At 70.5% G+C, this 17,834-nt stretch carries 19 protein-coding genes; 14 read left to right on the top strand and 5 right to left on the bottom strand.

Annotation, left to right across the window (positions count from 1 at the left end; translation table 11 throughout):
* Positions 1–75: 75 nt before the first annotated feature.
* From ACIBQX_RS23780 to tsaD, 6 genes are read left to right on the top strand one after another with little or no spacing between them, the layout of a single operon-like run.
* Positions 76–762, top strand: a complete 687-nt coding sequence (locus ACIBQX_RS23780; RefSeq protein WP_397007932.1) for a hypothetical protein — start codon at positions 76–78, stop codon at positions 760–762.
* A gap of 2 nt (positions 763–764) precedes the next feature.
* Positions 765–1,298 carry a class F sortase gene (locus ACIBQX_RS23785; RefSeq protein WP_397007934.1) on the top strand — a complete coding sequence of 178 codons (534 nt, stop codon included), beginning with the start codon at positions 765–767 and terminating at the stop codon, positions 1,296–1,298.
* A gap of 33 nt (positions 1,299–1,331) precedes the next feature.
* The gene (locus ACIBQX_RS23790; protein WP_397007936.1) at positions 1,332–2,261 is read left to right on the top strand and encodes a phosphotransferase; all 930 of its coding nucleotides are present in this window, start codon (positions 1,332–1,334) and stop codon (positions 2,259–2,261) included.
* Positions 2,262–2,288: 27 nt separating this feature from the next.
* The gene (gene tsaB, locus ACIBQX_RS23795) at positions 2,289–2,933 is read left to right on the top strand and encodes a tRNA (adenosine(37)-N6)-threonylcarbamoyltransferase complex dimerization subunit type 1 TsaB (RefSeq protein WP_397007938.1); all 645 of its coding nucleotides are present in this window, start codon (positions 2,289–2,291) and stop codon (positions 2,931–2,933) included.
* Entirely contained in the window at positions 2,930–3,376 is a 447-nt protein-coding gene (gene rimI, locus ACIBQX_RS23800) for a ribosomal protein S18-alanine N-acetyltransferase (protein WP_397007940.1), read from the top strand. Before tsaB ends, rimI begins: the two co-directional genes overlap by 4 nt.
* Positions 3,369–4,400, top strand: coding sequence for a tRNA (adenosine(37)-N6)-threonylcarbamoyltransferase complex transferase subunit TsaD (gene tsaD / locus ACIBQX_RS23805; RefSeq protein WP_397007942.1), 1,032 nt, complete (start codon positions 3,369–3,371; stop codon positions 4,398–4,400). Before rimI ends, tsaD begins: the two co-directional genes overlap by 8 nt.
* A 47-nt stretch (positions 4,401–4,447) precedes the next feature.
* Here tsaD and ACIBQX_RS23810 read toward each other — a convergent pair whose 3' ends face one another.
* Both ACIBQX_RS23810 and ACIBQX_RS23815 read right to left on the bottom strand, forming a co-directional pair.
* On the bottom strand, positions 4,448–6,052 hold the full coding sequence (locus tag ACIBQX_RS23810) for a hypothetical protein (RefSeq protein WP_397007944.1): 1,605 nt from the start codon (positions 6,050–6,052) through the stop codon (positions 4,448–4,450).
* Between the two features lie 186 nt (positions 6,053–6,238).
* On the bottom strand, positions 6,239–7,513 hold the full coding sequence (locus ACIBQX_RS23815; RefSeq protein ID WP_397007946.1) for a methyltransferase domain-containing protein: 1,275 nt from the start codon (positions 7,511–7,513) through the stop codon (positions 6,239–6,241).
* A 347-nt stretch (positions 7,514–7,860) separates the two neighbouring features.
* Between ACIBQX_RS23815 and groES the strand changes: the two genes are divergently transcribed.
* The 4 genes from groES (at position 7,861) to ACIBQX_RS23835 (ending at position 11,377) form a co-directional block, all read left to right on the top strand.
* A complete protein-coding gene (groES, locus tag ACIBQX_RS23820; RefSeq protein WP_197093639.1) occupies positions 7,861–8,175 on the top strand; it encodes a co-chaperone GroES in 315 nt (104 codons plus the stop codon).
* Between the two features lie 72 nt (positions 8,176–8,247).
* Positions 8,248–9,867, top strand: a complete 1,620-nt coding sequence (groL, locus tag ACIBQX_RS23825) for a chaperonin GroEL (RefSeq protein WP_397007948.1) — start codon at positions 8,248–8,250, stop codon at positions 9,865–9,867.
* Between the two features lie 641 nt (positions 9,868–10,508).
* The gene (locus ACIBQX_RS23830; RefSeq protein ID WP_189141441.1) at positions 10,509–11,144 is read left to right on the top strand and encodes a sigma-70 family RNA polymerase sigma factor; all 636 of its coding nucleotides are present in this window, start codon (positions 10,509–10,511) and stop codon (positions 11,142–11,144) included.
* Positions 11,141–11,377: a hypothetical protein gene (locus ACIBQX_RS23835; RefSeq protein WP_397007950.1), complete on the top strand. Its 237-nt coding sequence runs from the start codon at positions 11,141–11,143 to the stop codon at positions 11,375–11,377. The genes ACIBQX_RS23830 and ACIBQX_RS23835 overlap by 4 nt, the downstream gene beginning before the upstream one ends.
* Here the strand turns inward: ACIBQX_RS23835 and ACIBQX_RS23840 are convergent.
* On the bottom strand, positions 11,338–11,715 hold the full coding sequence (locus tag ACIBQX_RS23840; RefSeq protein ID WP_397007952.1) for a DUF5319 family protein: 378 nt from the start codon (positions 11,713–11,715) through the stop codon (positions 11,338–11,340). The genes ACIBQX_RS23835 and ACIBQX_RS23840 overlap by 40 nt on opposite strands.
* A gap of 36 nt (positions 11,716–11,751) precedes the next feature.
* Positions 11,752–12,774 carry a LuxR C-terminal-related transcriptional regulator gene (locus ACIBQX_RS23845; protein ID WP_397007954.1) on the bottom strand — a complete coding sequence of 341 codons (1,023 nt, stop codon included), beginning with the start codon at positions 12,772–12,774 and terminating at the stop codon, positions 11,752–11,754.
* 415 nt (positions 12,775–13,189) lie between these two features.
* Here ACIBQX_RS23845 and guaB point away from each other — a divergent pair, with 415 nt between their 5' ends.
* The 3 genes from guaB (at position 13,190) to ACIBQX_RS23860 (ending at position 16,618) form a co-directional block, all read left to right on the top strand.
* Positions 13,190–14,671 carry an IMP dehydrogenase gene (guaB, locus tag ACIBQX_RS23850; protein ID WP_397007956.1) on the top strand — a complete coding sequence of 494 codons (1,482 nt, stop codon included), beginning with the start codon at positions 13,190–13,192 and terminating at the stop codon, positions 14,669–14,671.
* Between the two features lie 3 nt (positions 14,672–14,674).
* Complete coding sequence (locus tag ACIBQX_RS23855; RefSeq protein WP_397007958.1) at positions 14,675–15,796, top strand: GuaB3 family IMP dehydrogenase-related protein; 1,122 nt, start codon at positions 14,675–14,677, stop codon at positions 15,794–15,796.
* A gap of 156 nt (positions 15,797–15,952) precedes the next feature.
* Positions 15,953–16,618: an SDR family oxidoreductase gene (locus tag ACIBQX_RS23860; RefSeq protein WP_397007960.1), complete on the top strand. Its 666-nt coding sequence runs from the start codon at positions 15,953–15,955 to the stop codon at positions 16,616–16,618.
* Here ACIBQX_RS23860 and ACIBQX_RS23865 read toward each other — a convergent pair whose 3' ends face one another.
* Positions 16,619–17,188, bottom strand: coding sequence for a dihydrofolate reductase family protein (locus ACIBQX_RS23865; RefSeq protein ID WP_397008827.1), 570 nt, complete (start codon positions 17,186–17,188; stop codon positions 16,619–16,621).
* Between the two features lie 74 nt (positions 17,189–17,262).
* Here ACIBQX_RS23865 and ACIBQX_RS23870 point away from each other — a divergent pair, with 74 nt between their 5' ends.
* Complete coding sequence (locus tag ACIBQX_RS23870) at positions 17,263–17,832, top strand: TetR/AcrR family transcriptional regulator (protein WP_397007962.1); 570 nt, start codon at positions 17,263–17,265, stop codon at positions 17,830–17,832.
* The last annotated feature ends 2 nt before the right edge of the window (positions 17,833–17,834 follow it).

A 17,834-nucleotide genomic window follows, 5' to 3' on the forward strand; every position in this document is an offset into this window, starting at 1 on the left:
TCTGGGTATTCAGGAGGGGCGGCATCCATAGTTTGATGGATGCTTGGTGAAAGACGGCGGAGTGGGGTGCGACGGGTGCTCAGGGTCAGGCGAGTCGCGTACGCGGGAGCCATCGTCATGATCGGCCTCGTGGGATGCGCAGCGGAGGCGCAAACACCACCGGCGAGCTCACAGACTCCGACCGGGACCGCGTCTCCCACGGGCAGCCCCACAGGCAGCCCCGCGGCCACCACGTCGGCCAGCCCCACGGCGACCGCCACCCGGCAGGCCATCTCGGTCCAGCTCAACCCCGACAGCGTCACCGCCGGCGAGACCTCGACCGTGTGGATCCTGGCCAACTGCCCCGAGCCCTCGGGCGGCCCCGCCCACACCGGCACCGCCACCTCCAGAGCCTTCCTGTCCGGGGTCTCGTTATCCCCCGCCACGTCCGCGACCGCCACCCCGGCCGCCACCGGCTCGCCCTCCGGCGCGTGGGTGCGCGGCCAGGCCCAGGTCTCCGGCACCGTCAAGCGTGGCTCCTACCCCGTGGACGTCAAGTGCGACGGCACCAACCACGTCGGCCGGGCCACCCTGAGAGTCACCCGAGCCGACCCGCTGCCCAGTGACGTGCCCACCAGGGCGCCCAGGGCGGGCGGCGGCGGCACCTTCGGCCAGGAGGTCGACGAAGGCTCCTCCATCCCGCTCGGCGGCGTCGGCCTGGCGCTCGGCCTGGCCATGGCCGTCGGGATAGGGGTGGCGGTCAAGCGCCGCAGCCGGTCCTAGCGATGGCGCGTCCCGGGCGGGTGGTGCTCGCCGGCGCCGTGACCGGGCTGGTGCTGGTCGCCTTCGGCAAGAGCATGCAGTCCACCCCCGAGACGGCTGCCGCGATCGTGCCGAAGAGCATCGAGATCGCCTCGATCGACATCGAGGCCCCGCTGATGAAGCTCGGGCTCAAGGACGGCGAGGTCGAGCTGCCGCCCTACGAGAAGCCCGAGATGGCCGGCTGGTACACCGGCAGCGCCGTGCCGGGCGACAAGGGCGCCTCGGTGATCGTCGGCCATGTCGACACCAAGACCGCGCCGGCCGTGTTCTACAAGCTCAGGAACGTGCGCAAGGGCGAGATCGTCAAGGTGGAGCGCAGCGACGGCAAGGTCGTCACGTACAAGGTCGACGACGTCGAGCAGGTCCACAAGGACGACTTCCCGCTCAGGCGGGTGTACGTCGACGACGGGCTCAAGCTGGTGACCTGCGGCGGCAAGTTCGACCGCGCCGCGGGCGAGTATCTCGACAACATCATCGTGTACGCCTCCCGCGCCTGAAATTCGGTTGCGCGCTCCGGGAGCATGGGGTGCATGAGCGTCGACACCAGCCCGCCCGCGGCGGGAGCCCGAGTCCCGTGGGCCGAGGTGCACCCGGGCGTGCGCGCCGCGGTCGAGAAGCTGCTCGGCGGGCCCGTGGCCGAGGCGGTCACGCAGCAGGGCGGGTTCTCCCCGGCGGCGGCGGTGCGGCTGCGCGGGGCCGACGGACGCCGGCTCTTCGTCAAGGCCGTCGGCCCCGAGCCGAACCCCGAGGCCGTCCGCATCTACCGCGCCGAGGCCCGGATCGCCGCCGCGCTCCCCGCCTCGGTCCCGGCTCCCCGCCTGCTCACCACCTTCGAGGTCGACGGCTGGGTGGTGCTGGCGTTCGAGGACGTCGAGGGCCGCCACCCGGCGCTGCCGTGGCGCCGCGACGAGCTCGACCGGGTCAGGTCGGCGGTCGAGCGGATGTCCGCCGAGCTGACGCCGTCCCCGATCGACGCGCCGCCGATCGCCGAGGCGTTCGGCGCCTCCTTCCACGGCTGGCGCTGGATGTGCGCCGGGGACGCCACCGGGCTGGACCCGTGGGCGCTGCGCCACCTCGACGCGCTGGCCGGGCTGGAGTCCGGCTGGGCCGAGGCGGCGGCGGGCGACACACTCCTGCACGGTGATGTGCGCGCCGACAACGTCCTGCTCACCCCCGAGCGCGTCTACGTCGTGGACTGGCCGTGGGCCTGCGTGGGCGCGCCCTGGTTCGACGTGGTGGCCATGCTGCCGTCGGTCGGCATGCAGGGCGGGCCGCCGCCGCACGAGCTCTTCTCCGACCCGAACCCCGGCGTCACCAAGGTGATCGCCGCGCTCGCCGGCTATTTCGTCAGCCAGGGCCGGCAGCCGCCTCCGCCCGGCCTGCATACGCTCAGGGCGTTCCAGCGGGCGCAGGGCGTCGTCGCGCTGGAGTGGCTCAGGCGACGAACCGGCTGGGTCTGACCTGCACTGCGGGTAGGCTAGTCAGTCGTGCTGGTCCTGGCTTTCGATACCGCTACCCCCGCCGTCACCGCCGCGCTTCACGACGGGGAGCGAGTGCTCTCCGAATCCACCACGATCGACGCCCGGCGTCACGGCGAGCTGCTGGCGCCGACCGTCGAGCGGGTGCTGGCGGAAGCGGGCGTGTCGCTGCGTGACGTCACCGCCGTGGTCGCGGGCAGCGGCCCCGGCCCCTACACCGGCCTGCGGGTCGGGCTGATGACCGCGCAGGGCCTCGCCACCACGCTAGGCGTGCCGGCCTACGGCATCTGCACCCTCGACGCCGTCGCCTTCGGCAGCGGCCTGGACGAGCCGTTCCTGGTCGCCACCGACGCGCGGCGCAAGGAGGTGTTCTGGGCCCGCTACGCCGACCGGCGCACCAGGCTCGACGGCCCGTCCGTCGTCCGGCCCGCCGACGTCCCCGTCGACGGACTGCCGGTGGTGGGCGCCGGCGCCGGGCTCTACCCCGAGACACTCGGCCAGGCGCACGACCCCGCCTATCCGTACGCCGGCTTCCTGGCCGCGCTCGCGGCCGAGCGCATCGCGGCGGGGACGCCGCTCGACCAGCCGCACCCTGTCTACCTGCGCCGGCCCGACGCGGTCGTGCCCGGCACGCCCAAGAGGGTGACGGCGTGAAGCTGCGGCCGATGACCGTGGCCGATCTGCCGGTCGTGATGGCGATCGAGCAGGCGACGTTCCCGTACGACGCGTGGAGCGAGGGCATGATGCGCGGCGAGCTCGCCGACCAGCCGCGCACCAGGCACTACGTGGTGGCCGAGGCCGACGGCCAGATCGTCGCCTACGCGGGGCTTGCCGTCGCCGCCGACCAGGCCGACGTGCAGACCATCGCGGTGCTGGAGTCCCACCGCGGCACCGGCATCGGCGGCGCGATGCTGGCCGAGCTGCTGCGGGAGGCGCGGGAGCGGGGCGCACGGGAGGTCTTCCTGGAGGTCCGGGAGGACAATCCGGTCGCTCGTGGCGTCTACCAGCATTTCGGGTTCGAGGAGATCGGCGTCCGGCGCCGCTACTACGACGACGGCACCGATGCGATCATGATGAGGAGAAAGCTGGATGGCTGACGCACCGCTGGTCCTGGGCATCGAGACGTCCTGCGACGAGACCGGCATCGGGATCGTCACCGGTCACACCCTGCTGGCCAACACGATCGCCTCCAGCATGGACGAGCACGCCCGCTTCGGCGGCGTGGTGCCCGAGGTGGCCTCGCGAGCCCACCTGGAGGCGATGACGCCCACCGTGGAGGCGGCGCTGGCCCAGGCCGGGCTGAAGTTCTCCGACATCGACGCCATCGCGGTCACCGCCGGGCCGGGGCTGGCCGGCGCGCTGCTGGTCGGCGTGGCCGCGGCCAAGGCCTACGCGCTCGGCCTCGGCATCCCCCTCTACGGCGTCAACCACCTGGCCGCGCACGTCGCGGTGGACCAGCTGGAGCACGGGCCGCTGCCCAAGCCGTGCATCGCCCTGCTGGTCTCGGGTGGCCACTCCTCGCTGCTGCTGGTGCCCGACGTGGCCCAGGACGTCATCTCGCTCGGCTCCACCGTGGACGACGCGGCGGGGGAGGCGTTCGACAAGGTGGCACGGGTGCTCGGGCTGCCGTTCCCGGGCGGCCCCTACATCGACAAGGCCGCCACCTCGGGCTCCGGCACCGCCGTCGCCTTCCCCCGGGGCAAGATGGACGACGGCACGCTTGACTTCTCCTTCTCAGGGCTGAAGACCGCCGTCGCCCGCTGGGTGGAGGCGCGCGAGTCGGCGGGGGAGCGCATCCACGTGCCGGACGTGGCGGCCTCGTTCCAGGAGGCGGTGGTCGACGTGCTGACCCGCAAGGCGCTGCAGGCCTGCCGTAAGTACGACGTGGGCGACCTGCTGATCGGTGGCGGTGTGGCGGCGAACTCGCGGCTGCGCGCCCTGGCCCAGGAGCGGTGCGACGCGGCCGGCGTACGGCTGCGCGTCCCCCGCCCCGGGCTGTGCACCGACAACGGCGCCATGGTCGCCGCGCTGGGCTCCGACCTGGTGGCGGCCGGTGTCACCCCGTCGTCGCTGGAGATCCCCGCCGACTCCTCGATGCCCATCACGACGGTCCACGTCTGAGCCTGCCCAGCACGACGGCCCACGTCTGAGCCTGCCCGTCGCGGCTCTCAGTCCTTGGCGCGGGTGGGCCGCAGGAGGGCCTCGGCGAGGGCCAGCATGGTCTCCTCCAGGGCGCCGAGGCGCTTGTTGAGGTCGGCGGTGGCGGGCTCGACGATGCCGGTCACCGTCTCGGACACCGTCTCGGCCAGCGCCTCGCGGTCCGGGCGGGAGCTGACCGCCTCGGTGAGCGCGGCGGCCGCCTCGGCCAGGCGCTCGGCGTGGTCGGCCCGGTGGGAGTCGAGCAGCTCGCCGAGGCGCTCGTCGATGGCCAGCGCTTCGGGGAGCTGGCCGATGCGGCGGCCCACGGACTCCAGCGTCTCGCCGACCTGCTCGGAGTGGGTGGTGAGGCCGGTCAGGTGGGCGTCGAGGCCGTCGACCCGGGTGGTCAGGTGTTCCTCGGCCGCCTCCAGCCGCTCGTCCAGGGACTTCAGATGCGTGTCCAGGCCGTTGAAGCGGTCCTCGCCGCGGGCGGCGGTCTCGGTCAGGTGCTCGTCGAGGGCGTCGAAGCGCCCGTCGTGACCGGCCAGGCGGGCGTCCAGCTCGTCGTTCATGGAGACGAGCCGGGTGTCCACGGACGTCAGCCGTGAGTCCACACCTTGCAGGCGGGCGCTGAGGTCGGTCAGGGACCTGTCGGCGCTTTCGAAGCGGTGGTCGACGCCGGCCAGGCGGGTGCCGAGGTCGGTCAGGGACTCGTCGGCGCTTTCGAAGCGGTTGTCGACGCTGGTCAGGCGGGAGTCGATGGCGACCAGCCGGCCGTCGACCTTGTCGACCCTGCTGTCCACGCGCCCCGAGAGGTCGTGCACGCGGCCGGCGAGGCGCTGCTCGGTGTCGTCGAGCCGGACGCCGAGGGACTGCTCGGTGTCGTCCAGGCGGCCGGTCAGGCGCTGCTCGACGGCGTCCACCTTGACGCTGACCCGGTCTGTCGAGGCGGTGAGCTGCTCGGCGGTCGCGGCCAGCCGCTCGTCGAAGCTGTCGGACAGGTCCAGCACCACCCCCTCGACCCGGTCGGTGCGGGCGTTGAGCTCGGCCAGTGACTTGTCGATCCGGTTGAACCGGCCGGCGGCGACCTCCATGCCGGCGCTCACCTGGGCGAGCCTGGTGGTGAAGTCGCCCATCCGCCGGGTCATGCCGTCGGTCACCTCGAGCACCGACTGCAGCCGGCTGAGCGTCTCCTCGACCCCCTCGCTCACGACGCTGAGATCGGCGCGCAGCTTCGGCAGCTCCAGGACCGGGTGCACGCGCTCGTGCACCGACTCCACCCGGGAGTCGACGCCGTCGACCTGTTCGCCGACGGCGTCGACGTGGTCGCGCACCGCCTCGACGTGCTGCGCCAGCCCTTCGGCCCACATCGGCGGCTTGGCGGCGATGTCGTCGAGGCGTCCGCTCACCGTCTCAAGGGTGCCGCTCAGACCTCCCAGCTCGCGCTCGCGCACCTCGCGAAGAAGCCACTCCATCCCCTCAAGCCGCTGGCGGATCTCGTCGAGGACGGCTCCCTGCGTGCGCTGCTCGTACACGTGATCCTGCGCGGCACGCGCCAGCAACTCCCGCATCCTGTCGGAGATGGCGGTCTGGCCGCCTGCTTGCAGAAGGGTGGTGTGGTTCGAATGATCCACCGAAAGGCTCCTTCGCTCGTCGACGGTCTGCCGCGTAGCGAGTCCGGTTTGCAAAATGGAAGAAGGAGAACACGGCTCACCGCGATAGGGGGAGAACTCCCGCCCGCCACCATAGCCTTTCGATCAAGGTCCGTCAGGGGCGAGAGAGAACGTCGTGCTTATCGATGAATCGCCCTGCTTTGTCATTTATGCAGGTGGGGTGGGGTCACAGATGATGACTGACGGCCTGTCCATAATCCTGGTCAGGATGATTACGGTGGATTTATCGCCGGAAAGTCGGAGGTCGCGGCGCAGGCGCTCGATATCTACCGCCGAGCCGCGCTTTTTGATGGTGACATTTCCGATTTGGCGGTCGCGGAGTGCGGTGCGGAGGCGTTTGAGAGAGAAGGGCAGCACCTCGTCGACTGCGTACCTCGCGGCCCAGGGAGTGTCGATCGGCTCGTCGCCGGAGATGTAGGCGATCATCGGGTCGGGGAGCCGGCCGTGCACCAGCTCGGCCACCTCGCCGACGAGATGCGCGCGGATGGCGGCTCCGTCGGGCTCGTACACATAACGCCCGACCGGTCCCGTGGACGCCCGCACGCCGGTGGCGGCCAGGGTGTGCGGGCCGGGCAGCAACGTGGCCCGCCTGCCGATCCGCTCCTCACCCGCCCCGCCCTCACCCGCCCCGCCCGCGCCCGCCCCGCTCGAACCCGCCCCGCTCGCGTCCGTCCTGCCCGCGCCCGTCCGCTCGGCCGCGTCGGCAGAACGGCTGACCCAGAGGGTGGCCTCCTTGACCTCGCCCCGGTACGACACCCACTCGGCCTCGGCGTCATCGGGGATGAACTCGTACGGGATCCCCGGGGCCGCCTTGAGGCAGGCGCGCCGCGACCTGGACACCAGATCCAGCACCACCGGCCAGGGCGGCGAGTAGGCCAGGGGGTCGAACGTCCTGCCTCTGGAGGTGCGGCGCGCGGGGTCGGCGAACAGCACGTCGTACGCCTCTGGCGTAACCGACGCGGCGTCGGCCAGGGTGACCGTGACCCGGTCGGCGAGGCCGAGCGCCTCGGCGTTCGCCGTGGCGACGGCGACGGTCAGCGGGTCGGTGTCCACCGCGTCCACGGTGCAGCCCGCGCGGGCCAGCGCCACCAGGTCGCCGCCGATGCCGCAGCACGCGTCCACCACCCGCAGGCCGGTCCCGGAGGCCAGGCGGCGGGCGCGGTGCTCGGCCACCTCGGCGCGGGTCGCCTGCTCCAGGCCGTGCGGCGTGAAGTACATCCGCGCCGCGTTCGCGCCGAACTTCGCCCTCGCCCGGTCCCTGAGCCCGGCCTGGGTGAGCGCGGCCGAGGTGAGGGCGGCGTCGTAGGTCCTGCGCAGCTTCGTGGCGGCCACGACCGGGTCGGCGCCCACGAGCTCCTCGGCCTCGCCGAGCGCCCGCAGGCCGCGCGGCGTCAGCAGCTCACGAAAGGCCTCAAGGTCCACGACATACGACGTTAGCGCCCTCACCGGACCCGCCGGTCCGCCGTACTTCCCGGAGGTCGCGAGCCGGTGCGGCGCGCCGACGTGACGTGCGGGGGGATCGTCCCGAATGCCCCTAGGCTGGGACTCCAGGCAGTGTGCCAACCTGGGGTCACCTCGGAGAAGACTTGGGCCCCTGATCGCTCTCAGCAGACGAGTTCGTGTTGACTGTCAAGCCCCTCTTGCATATGTTTCCTGTTGGCACTCTCCCCTTGAGAGTGCCAATGTGCGACGAGGCAGGTCTGGCACCCGCGACGGCAGGCCCCGCTGGTCGCCTCTTCTAGATCATTCAAATCTGAAGGGGAGGTCCGATCGTGACGACCGCCACCAAGGTTCCCGTTAAGCCGCTCGGCGACCGCATTGTGGTTCAGCCGCTTGAGGCAGAGCAGACCACCGCTTCCGGTCTGGTCATCCCGGACACCGCCAAGGAGAAGCCGCAAGAGGGCAAGGTCCTCGCGGTGGGTCCCGGCAACTGGGATGAGGACGGCGACAAGCGGATTCCGCTCGACGTCAGTGAGGGCGACATCGTCCTCTACAGCAAGTACGGCGGCACCGAGGTCAAGTACGGCGGCGAGGAGTACCTCGTGCTCTCCGCCCGCGACGTTCTCGCGATCATCGAGAAGTAAGCCGGTTGTGTCGGGGCCCCGGGCGCATACCGCGTTCGGGGCCTTCGACGCCAGGAGAGGACTCTCAGCAAAATGGCGAAGATCCTGGAATTCGACGAGAACGCCCGCCGCGCGCTTGAGCGCGGCGTCAACGCCCTCGCGGACGCCGTAAAGGTTACCCTCGGCCCCCGTGGCCGCAACGTCGTCATCGACAAGAAGTTCGGTGCACCGACGATCACGAACGACGGCGTGACCATCGCTCGTGAGATCGAGCTGGAGGAGCGTTACGAGAACCTCGGCGCCCAGCTCGCCAAGGAAGTTGCCACCAAGACCAACGACGTCGCGGGTGACGGCACCACCACCGCGACCGTCCTGGCCCAGGCGATGGTCCGCGAGGGCCTGCGCAACGTGGCCGCCGGCGCCTCGCCGCTGTCGCTCAAGCGCGGCATCGACCAGGCCGCCAAGGCCGTCAGCGACAAGCTGCTCGCCAGCGCCCGTCCGGTCGAGGACAAGAAGGAGATCGCCAATGTCGCGACGATCTCCGCGCAGGACGCCCAGATCGGCGAGCTGATCGCCGAGGCGTTCGACAAGGTGGGCAAGGACGGTGTGCTCACCGTCGAAGAGTCCAACGCCATGGGCATGGAGCTCGAGTTCACCGAGGGCCTGCAGTTCGACAAGGGCTACCTGTCGGCCTACATGGTCACGGACTCCGAGCGCATGGAGGCCGTCCTGGAGGACGCCTACATCCTGCTCACCCAGGGCAAGGTCTCCTCCATCGCGGACTTCCTGCCGCTGCTGGAGCAGATCGCGCAGAGCAAGAAGCCGCTGCTGGTGGTCGCCGAGGACGTCGAGGGCGAGGCCCTGGCCGTTCTGGTCACCAACAAGATCCGCGGCACCTTCACCTCTGTCGCCGTCAAGGCCCCCGGCTTCGGCGACCGCCGCAAGGCGATGCTGCAGGACATCGCCATCCTCACGGGTGGCCAGGTCGTCAGCGAGGAGATCGGCCTCAAGCTGGAGAACGTCGGTCTGGAGGTGCTCGGCACCGCCCGTCGCATCGTCGTCACCAAGGACGCCACGACCATCGTCGACGGCGCCGGTGACGCCAAGGCCATCGAGGACCGGGTCAAGGAGATCAAGCTCGCGATCGAGCAGTCGGACTCCGACTGGGACCGCGAGAAGCTCCAGGAGCGCCTGGCCAAGCTCGCCGGCGGTGTGTGCGTGCTGCGTGTCGGCGCGGCCACCGAGGTGGAGCTCAAGGAGAAGAAGCACCGCCTCGAGGACGCGATCTCCGCGACGCGCGCCGCGATCGAGGAGGGCATCGTCTCCGGCGGTGGCTCCGCGCTGATCCACGTCTCCAAGGAGCTCGACGACCTCGGCCTCACGGGCGACGAGGCCACCGGTGTCGCCATCGTGCGCCGCTCGCTGGTCGAGCCGTCCCGTTGGATCGCCGAGAACGCCGGCCTTGAGGGTTACGTCGTCACGCACAAGATCGCCGAGCTCAAGCCCGGTCACGGCCTCAACGCCGCCACCGGCGAGTACGGCGACCTGCTCTCGCAGGGCGTCATCGACCCGGTCAAGGTCACCCGCTCGGCCGTCCAGAACGCCGCCTCCATCGCGGGCATGCTGCTCACCACCGAGGTTCTCGTGGTGGACAAGCCCGAGGAGGAGGAGGCCTCCGCCGGCCAGGGTCACGGCCACGGCCACGGCCACTAGCCCCACCCGCACCACCGTACGGCCCGCACCGATACGTCGGCGCGGGCCGTACGCGTTTCCGCGGTGACCGGCCCTGCCCGCACCGCCGTACGGCCCGCTCCGATCCCTCGGTGCGGGCCGTACGTGTTTCTGCAGTCACTGGCCTCACCGCATGGCCGTACGTGTTCCTGCGGTGAGTGAGTCGTCGGCGGCGCGCTCGTCCCGCGCCTGGGCTGCCCGGCCTGGTTCGGTGGTCCGCGACAGGCACTCGTGTGGTCTCTGCCGGGAGAGCAGGTCTGTGGACCGCGAGGCCACGCCCTGACGGGCTGGAGCCGGAGTCAGTACTGGAGTCGGAGTCAGTACTGGAGCCGGACGTCACGGGAGCCGGACGCCGGCCGGCCGGAGGGCGGTATGTCATGTAGCGCAGGTTGTTGTGTTGTGGGGGAACTTGGGGAAAGAATGCGGGTTTATTGGAGTAAACCTGAAGTAGGTGTTAAGCGTCTGCATCTGACGAATGTCGTGCATTTCGGGTTATGAGGTGAAATATCTTGCCAGGTAGAAAGGCTTAGTGTTGTCGTGCGATTACTGACGGTTATCGTCTCTTCAATGTGACCAATCCGTAGCCGTTCGCGATGACGACAGGCCGGATCAGTGCGGGCATCATGCCTAACGTGAGCGAGGGAAGCGTCGCCGACGCCAAAATTGGGGTAAGGCTCGCGTCGAGACTTCCGGCACGGACGGATGACTCCGACCTTAGGGAACTAACGAGCCTCGCTGTGCAGGGGGATCGCAGTGCGATCGAATCCTTGCTCGGCGAGTTGCGTCCGATGGTGGTGCGGTATTGCCGCGCCAGGCTGGGCCGCGTTACCGGGCAATATCACATTGCCGATGACGTCGCCCAGGAGGTGTGCATCGCGGTCCTGTCCGCGCTGCCGCGCTACAGGGACATGGGGAGGCCCTTCGCGTCCTTCGTGTTCGGGATCGCCTCGCACAAGGTGGCCGACGCGTTGCGCAGTTCCGTGCGCTCGGCCGTACCCACTCAGGATCTTCCGGACGGGCCCGACGACGGGCCGGGGCCGGAGGAGACGGTGGTCCGCTACATCGAGGTGGAACACGCGCGCCGGCTGCTCGCCCGGCTGCCGCCGAATCAGCGGGAGTTGCTGCTCCTGCGGGTGGTGTCGGGCCTGTCGGCGGAGGAGACGGGTAATGTACTCGGCATGTCACCAGGTGCCGTCCGGGTCGCCCAGCATCGGGCGCTGGCCAGGCTGAGGCAGATGGCCGAGCTGGAGTCGGCTTGACGCCAGAGGAAGAGAGCGACGCGCTGCTCGACGCGCTCGCCGCGGGGGAGCCGCCCGACTGCCGGGATCCCGCGGCTCGGGTGCTCGCCGTCCTGCGCGGCGACGTGGTCGATCAGCGGTGCTCCGGTGACCGGGTCCATCAGGGGCGCTCCGGCGACGTGGCCGGTCAGGAGTGCGCTGAGGACGTGGTCGGTCAGCGGCGCTCTTCGGTGTCGATGACGCCGTCGACGTAGCCCCGGGCGTACTCCCAGCTGACGTATTCGTCCGGGTCCGGGAAGTACGCCGGCTCGTGCACCTGGGGCCGGCCGAGCTCGATCATCTGGCGCAGGTTGCCGCGCAGCAGGTCCCAGTCGAAGAAGTGCTGCTCGCCGCATTCGGGGCAGTCGAGCACGAGGCCGAGGACCCCCTGCGGTTCCAGCACTGAGCGAAAGACCTCGACGTCCGCCAGGTCGGTGACCGCCTCGTCCCGCTCGGCGGCGGTGAGAGGCTCGGTGTCGTCGAGCTCGCCCATCGCCGAGGACGGGTCGTCAGGGTCGTCCGCGAACGGGTCGCGGGGGACGTCTTCCAGCACCTTCCCACCATATGACCGAAGCGGTGCCGGCGGCGGTCATTGACGCAGCCAGCCGCGCCTGGCGGCCTCCACGCCTGCGTGAAAGCGTGACTGAGCGCCCAGTTCGGACATGGCGTCGGCGAACCGCGCGCGCACCGTACGGACCGACACGCCGAGGTGGCGTGCGATGGACTCGTCGCACATGCCCTGTGCGGCCAGTCGCAGCACCTGCACCATGCCGCCGCCCTCACGGCCCGACGGCAGCCACGGCAAGGGTACGGCGCGCCCCCACAGCTCGTCGAACAGGGAGTGCAGCATGCCCACCACGATGGGGGTGCGCATCAGATAGAAGTTGTAGGCGTGGTCGGGCAGGTTGCCGCCCCATAGGGCGGGCAGGCCGGCCGCGTCGGGGCCCGCCGCGACGAACCAGCTCGGCACCTGGTCGAGCGTGCGCACTTGGCCGCCCGCCTCGATCATGCGGGTGAGCTGGTCGCGTACGCCGGGGAGCACCAGCGTGCCGACCGGGATGACCGCCCGCACGAGCAGCAACCCCTGCCGCTGAGCGTTGATCCACGTGTCGGCGTACTTGCGGGCGAAGTCGATCATGGTTCGCTCGTCGGGGATGGCGCTCAGCAGCGTCATCGGCGGCGCCTGCACCGCCATGCCCACGACGCTCTCGTACAGCACGTCGGCCCCGCTGACCAGCTCCACGGGAAAGGGGCCGCTCTGGTAGTCGCGACCGGCGTCGTAGTCGCGGATCAGGCCCCGGATCGAGCCGAGCGCGGAGTCGATCCGGCGGCTCTCCTCGGCGAGGCGGTCGAGCCGCTCGGCGATCAGCCGGCCGAGCGCCGCCGCCGGATGCCTGGCGAGGTACTCGCCCGACTCCTCGTCCACCACGCCGAGCCTGACGAGATCGTCGAGCTCCCTGCCGACCTTCTCCACCGGATCGTCCATGGCCGCGGCGAGCTCGCTGCTGGTGGCCCGGTGCAGGCGCAGCACGGCTGCGTAGAGGGCCGTCTGAGTGGGGCCCAGGCCCAGCGTCTCAAGCGGCTCGGGCATGGTCTGATGCTCGCTGCGCATGGTGTCGGGCTCCGTTGGGGGGACAGGCGTGCCGCGAGAATAACCCGGCATTTCCCACTTGTCCGCTCCTTGCGGAGGGACTCATCGGTACGGCGTGCAGCTTAGTGCAATTGCACGTTTTCACGTTGCGCTGTGCCGTTGCGTAACTCAGGCTTAACTCTGCGTCGGCACCCCGAGGGGCCGGGCAGCGTCGGCCATCAGGACGCGGAGGGGGGTTCGGTGGCGTGAGGCGCGTGCTCGGTCCGGTGCCGGTGGCCGGAGGTGGGACGGTGACACCGACCGTCCCACCTTTCGGCGCTTGACGATGCCGGGAGTACGACGGGCCGTGGGGGTCATCGTCCTCCCGGCATCACATGCGTTTGGACGCAGGCCCTAGACTTGGCTCATTCAGCGCATCGGCGGGAGGGGCCGCAGCATGTCCAAGTTCACCGCGACAGGTCTGACCTTCGACGACGTGCTGCTCGTGCCGGCGTATTCAGACCTGCAGCCAGGTGACGCCGACACCCGCACCCGTCTGTCACGCGGCATCACCCTGTCCATCCCGTTGGTCTCGGCGGCCATGGACACCGTGACCGAGGCCCGGATGGCGGTCTCCATGGCCAGGCAGGGCGGCATCGGCATCCTGCACCGCAATCTGTCGGTCGAGGAGCAGGCCCAGCAGGTCGACCTGGTCAAGCGGTCCGAGGCGGGCATGGTGACCAACCCGGTGACCTGCAGCCCCGACGACACGCTGGCCGACGTCGAGCGGCTCTGCGCGACGTACCGGATCTCGGGTGTGCCGGTCACCGACGCGTCCGGCATCCTCGTCGGCATCGTCACCAATCGCGACATGCGCTTCGAGACCGACCAGGCGCGGCCGGTGCGCGAGGTCATGACGAAGATGCCGCTCGTCACCGCCCCCGTGGGGGTCTCGCGTGACGACGCCTACTCCCTCCTCCGGCAGAACAAGATCGAGAAGCTGCCCCTGGTCGACCCCGACGGCAGGCTGCGCGGCCTCATCACGGTCAAAGACTTCACCAAGAGCGAGCAATATCCGCTGGCCACCAAGGACGCCGACGGCCGCCTGGTGGTCGGCGCCGCGGTCGGCGTCGGAGGCGACGCCGAGGTGCGCGCCAAGGCGCTCATCGAGGCCGGTGTGGACGTGATCGTCGTCGACGTCGCGCACGGCCACTCCAAGGGGCTCGCCGACATGATCGGCCAGGTCAAGGCCAACAGCAAGGTCGACGTCATCGGCGGCAACATCGCCACCAGGGCCGGCGCGCAGATGCTCGTCGACGCGGGCGCCGACGCGGTCAAGGTCGGCGTCGGACCCGGCTCCATCTGCACCACCCGCGTGGTGGCCGGGGTGGGCGCGCCGCAGGTCACCGCCATCTACGAGGCCTCGCGCGCCTGCGCGCCCGCCGGGGTCCCGGTGATCGGCGACGGCGGCCTGCAGTATTCCGGCGACATCGTCAAGGCCATCGCCGCAGGCGCCGACACGGTCATGCTCGGCTCGCTGCTGGCCGGCTGCGAGGAGTCGCCCGGTGAGCTGATCTTCATCAACGGCAAGCAGTTCAAGTCCTACCGGGGCATGGGGTCGCTCGGCGCGGTGCGCAACCGCGAGCGCGGCGGCACCTCCTTCAGCAAGGACCGTTACGCCCAGGCCGAGGTCGGCGGCGAGGACAAGTTCATCCCGGAGGGCATCGAGGGCCAGGTCCCCTACCGCGGCCCGGTCTCGGCCGTCTCCCACCAGCTCGTCGGCGGCCTGCGTCAGGGCATGTGGTACGCCGGGTGTCGCACCATCGCCCAGATGCACACCGACTGCGAGCTCATGCCCATCACGATGGCGGGCCTCAAGGAGAGCCACCCCCACGACATCCAGATGACCGTGGAAGCTCCGAACTATCACAGAAGGTAATCCATGACTCAGCAGGTGGAGATCGGCCGGGGCAAGTCCGGCCGCCGCGCCTACTCGCTCGACGAGATCGGCCTCGTGCCCTCGCGGCGTACCCGCGATCCGGAAGAGGTCTCGATCGCCTGGCAGATCGACGCCTACCGGTTCGAGCTGCCCGTGATCGTCGCGCCCATGGACAGCGTCGTCTCGCCCGCCACCGCGATCGAGATCGGCCGGCTCGGCGGTCTCGCGCCGCTCGACCTCGAAGGTCTCTGGACCCGGTACGACGACCCGTCGTCGCTGCTGGAGGAGTGCGCGTCGCTCGACACCGAGGCGGCGACCAGGAGACTCCAGGAGATCTACGCCGCGCCGATCAAGGAAGAGCTGATCGGGCGTCGCATCGAGGAGATCCGCGCGTCCGGCGTGACCACCGCCGTGCGGCTGTCACCGCAGCGCACCGTCCAATACCACAAGGCGGTCATCGACGCGGGCGTGGACATCTTCGTCATCCGCGGCACCACCGTCTCGGCCGAGCACGTCTCCGGCCGGGCCGAGCCGCTCAACCTCAAGCAGTTCATCTACGAGCTGGACGTGCCGGTGATCGTCGGCGGCTGCGCCACGCACACCGCGGCGCTCCACCTAATGCGCACCGGCGCGGCGGGCGTGCTGGTCGGCTTCGGCGGCGGCGCCTCCCACACCACCCGCAACGTCCTGGGCGTCGCCGTGCCGATGGCCACGGCCATCTCCGACGTGGCCGCGGCCCGCCGCGACTACATGGACGAGTCCGGTGGCCGCTACGTGCACGTGATCGCCGACGGCGGCATGGGCACCTCCGGCGACATCGCCAAGGCCATCGCCTGCGGCGCGGACGCCGTCATGGTCGGCTCCCCGCTGGCCAGGGCCGCCGAGGCGCCGGGCCGCGGCTTCCACTGGGGCTCCGAGGCCCACCACCCCGACCTGCCGCGCGGGCGCCGGGTGGAGTTCGGCACGGTCGGCCCGCTGGAGCAGATCCTGCACGGCCCGTCCAGCGTCGCCGACGGCTCGATGAACCTCATGGGCGCGCTCAAGCGCACCATGGCGTCCACGGGCTACTCCGACATCAAGGAGTTCCAGCGCGTCGAGGTCGTCGTCGCGCCGACCCAGCGCTGACCCCCTCCCGGAAAGGCGCGCCACCGCCGTGGCGCGCCTTTCGCACGCCTGTACGGCCCCACCCCCACCCCCACCCCGTCCCGAGGCTTCCGTCAGGTTTGGGTACGTAGGGGGTGTGCGAGGGAAAGGGGGCCTGGGGTGGATCGAGTCTGCCTGGTGACAGGCGCCAATCGGGGGATCGGGCACGAGCTGGTGAGGCAGCTCTGCCAAGCGGGCGACACGGTCGTGCTGACCGCCAGGGACATGGGCAAGGCGGAGCGGGCGGTGGCAGGCCTGCCGGGGGCCGTGCCGATGCGCCTGGACGTCACCGACCAGGCGTCGGTGGACGCGCTCGCCCGGGAGGTGGGCAAGCGGCTGGGGCGGCTGGACGTGCTGGTGAACAACGCCGCCGTCCACTACGACACCTGGCAGTGGGCCGGGAGCGCGGATCTGGACGTGGTCCGGGAGGCGCTGGAGACCAACCTGCTGGGAGCCTGGCGGGTGACGCTGGCGCTGCTCCCGCTGCTGCGCGAGAGCGGCCACGGGCGGGTGGTGAACGTCTCCAGCGAGCTGGGATCCCTGGCGGGCATGGGCGGCGGGACCCCGGCCTACGCGGTCTCCAAGACGGCGCTGAACGCGCTGACCAGGATGCTGGCCGCCGAGCTGCGCCCGGATGGCGTCCTGGTCAACGCCGTCTGCCCCGGGTGGGTGGCCACGGACATGGGCGGGCCGGGCGGCCGGCCGGTGGCCGAGGGGGCGCGGAGTGTGCTGTGGGCGGTCGAGCTGCCGGACGGCGGTCCCACGGGCGGGTTCTTCCGTGACGGGAGGGCGCTGCCGTGGTGATCAGCCGCGCACGTACTCCAGGAGGACCGTGCCGTTGCTGAAGGTGCGGGTGCCGGTGATGGCGAAGGGCGTGGGGCGGAAGTCGCCGTCGAAGACGGGAATGCCCGAGCCCGCCACCACCGGGTAGCACTTGACGATCAGCTCGTCGATCTCCGGCAGGAGGGAGTTGGCCAGCTTGCCGCCGCCGCAGAGCCAGATGTCCATGCCGTCCTCCTTCTTCAGGCGCTGGACCAGGCCGATCGGGTCGCCGGGGACGAGCTCGACCGCCGGATCGGTGACCTCGGGCATGGTGCTGGAGATCACGTACTGGCGCAGGTGGGCGTACGGGCTGGTGACTCCGATGTCGTGGGCGGGCTGGTAGGTGCCGCGGCCCATGAGGACGGTGTCGAAGCGCTTGTTGGGCACGTCCAGGCCGATCTCGGCCCGCATCTGGGTGGGGATGGTCTCGGGGTGCCGGTCGTTCAGGTAGGCGGCCAGGTCGTCGGCCACCGGGTAGAAGTCGAACTCGCCGCCGGGGCCGGCGATGTAACCGTCGATGGAGACGGCGACGTAGTAGACGAGCTTTCGCAACCTGATCACTCCTGATGAAGTACTATAGGTGAAGTGGTTAGAACGTAGTACTACATCTGGAGTGGTGTCAAGTGGTGCGACAGAACGTGGCCAGGCGGGCGGCACTGATCGACGCCGCCATCGAGGTGCTGGCCGAGCAGGGGGCGCGCGGGCTGACGTTCAGGGCCGTGGACGCGGCGGCGAAGGTGCCCGTCGGCACCGCCACCAACTACTTCGCCAACCGTGACGAGCTTTTCACCCAGGTGGGAAGCAGAATCTACGAACGGCTACAACCCGACGCGCGCACGTTCGCGCTGAGCATGGAGGGGCCGCGCGACCGGGACCGGTTGCTGGCGCTCATGCGGGAGATCGTCGACCGGGTCTCCGCCTTCCGCTCCGGCTATCTGGCCCTGCTGGAGCTGCGGCTGGAGGCGACCAGACGGCCGGAGCTGCGGGCCGTGCTCACCCAGCGGATCCGCGCGGACATCGACGCGAACGTCAGCCACCACCTGGAGTCCGGCCTGCCCGGCGACACCACGACCGTCCTGCTGCTCTACGCGGCGCTCAACTGGCTGATCGTCGAGCGCCTCACCCTGCCCGACATCTTCACGGAGGAGGAGATCCACGGCCTGGTCGCGAGCGCCGTGGACCGCCTGCTCGCCTAACA

It is taken from the genome of Nonomuraea sp. NPDC049714, from assembly GCF_044465295.1.
Classification (GTDB): domain Bacteria; phylum Actinomycetota; class Actinomycetes; order Streptosporangiales; family Streptosporangiaceae; genus Nonomuraea.

Excerpts from the sequence above, each read along its gene's own strand:
- ACIBQX_RS23785 (WP_397007934.1), top strand. The coding sequence starts at position 765 with ATGGCGCGTCCCGGGCGGGTGGTGCTCGCCGGCGCCGTGACCGGGCTG.
- ACIBQX_RS23790 (WP_397007936.1), top strand. The coding sequence starts at position 1,332 with ATGAGCGTCGACACCAGCCCGCCCGCGGCGGGAGCCCGAGTCCCGTGG.
- tsaD (WP_397007942.1), top strand. The coding sequence starts at position 3,369 with ATGGCTGACGCACCGCTGGTCCTGGGCATCGAGACGTCCTGCGACGAG.
- groL (WP_397007948.1), top strand. The coding sequence starts at position 8,248 with ATGGCGAAGATCCTGGAATTCGACGAGAACGCCCGCCGCGCGCTTGAG.
- ACIBQX_RS23830 (WP_189141441.1), top strand. The coding sequence starts at position 10,509 with ATGCCTAACGTGAGCGAGGGAAGCGTCGCCGACGCCAAAATTGGGGTA.
- ACIBQX_RS23845 (WP_397007954.1), bottom strand. The coding sequence starts at position 12,774 with ATGCGCAGCGAGCATCAGACCATGCCCGAGCCGCTTGAGACGCTGGGC.
- guaB (WP_397007956.1), top strand. The coding sequence starts at position 13,190 with ATGTCCAAGTTCACCGCGACAGGTCTGACCTTCGACGACGTGCTGCTC.
- ACIBQX_RS23855 (WP_397007958.1), top strand. The coding sequence starts at position 14,675 with ATGACTCAGCAGGTGGAGATCGGCCGGGGCAAGTCCGGCCGCCGCGCC.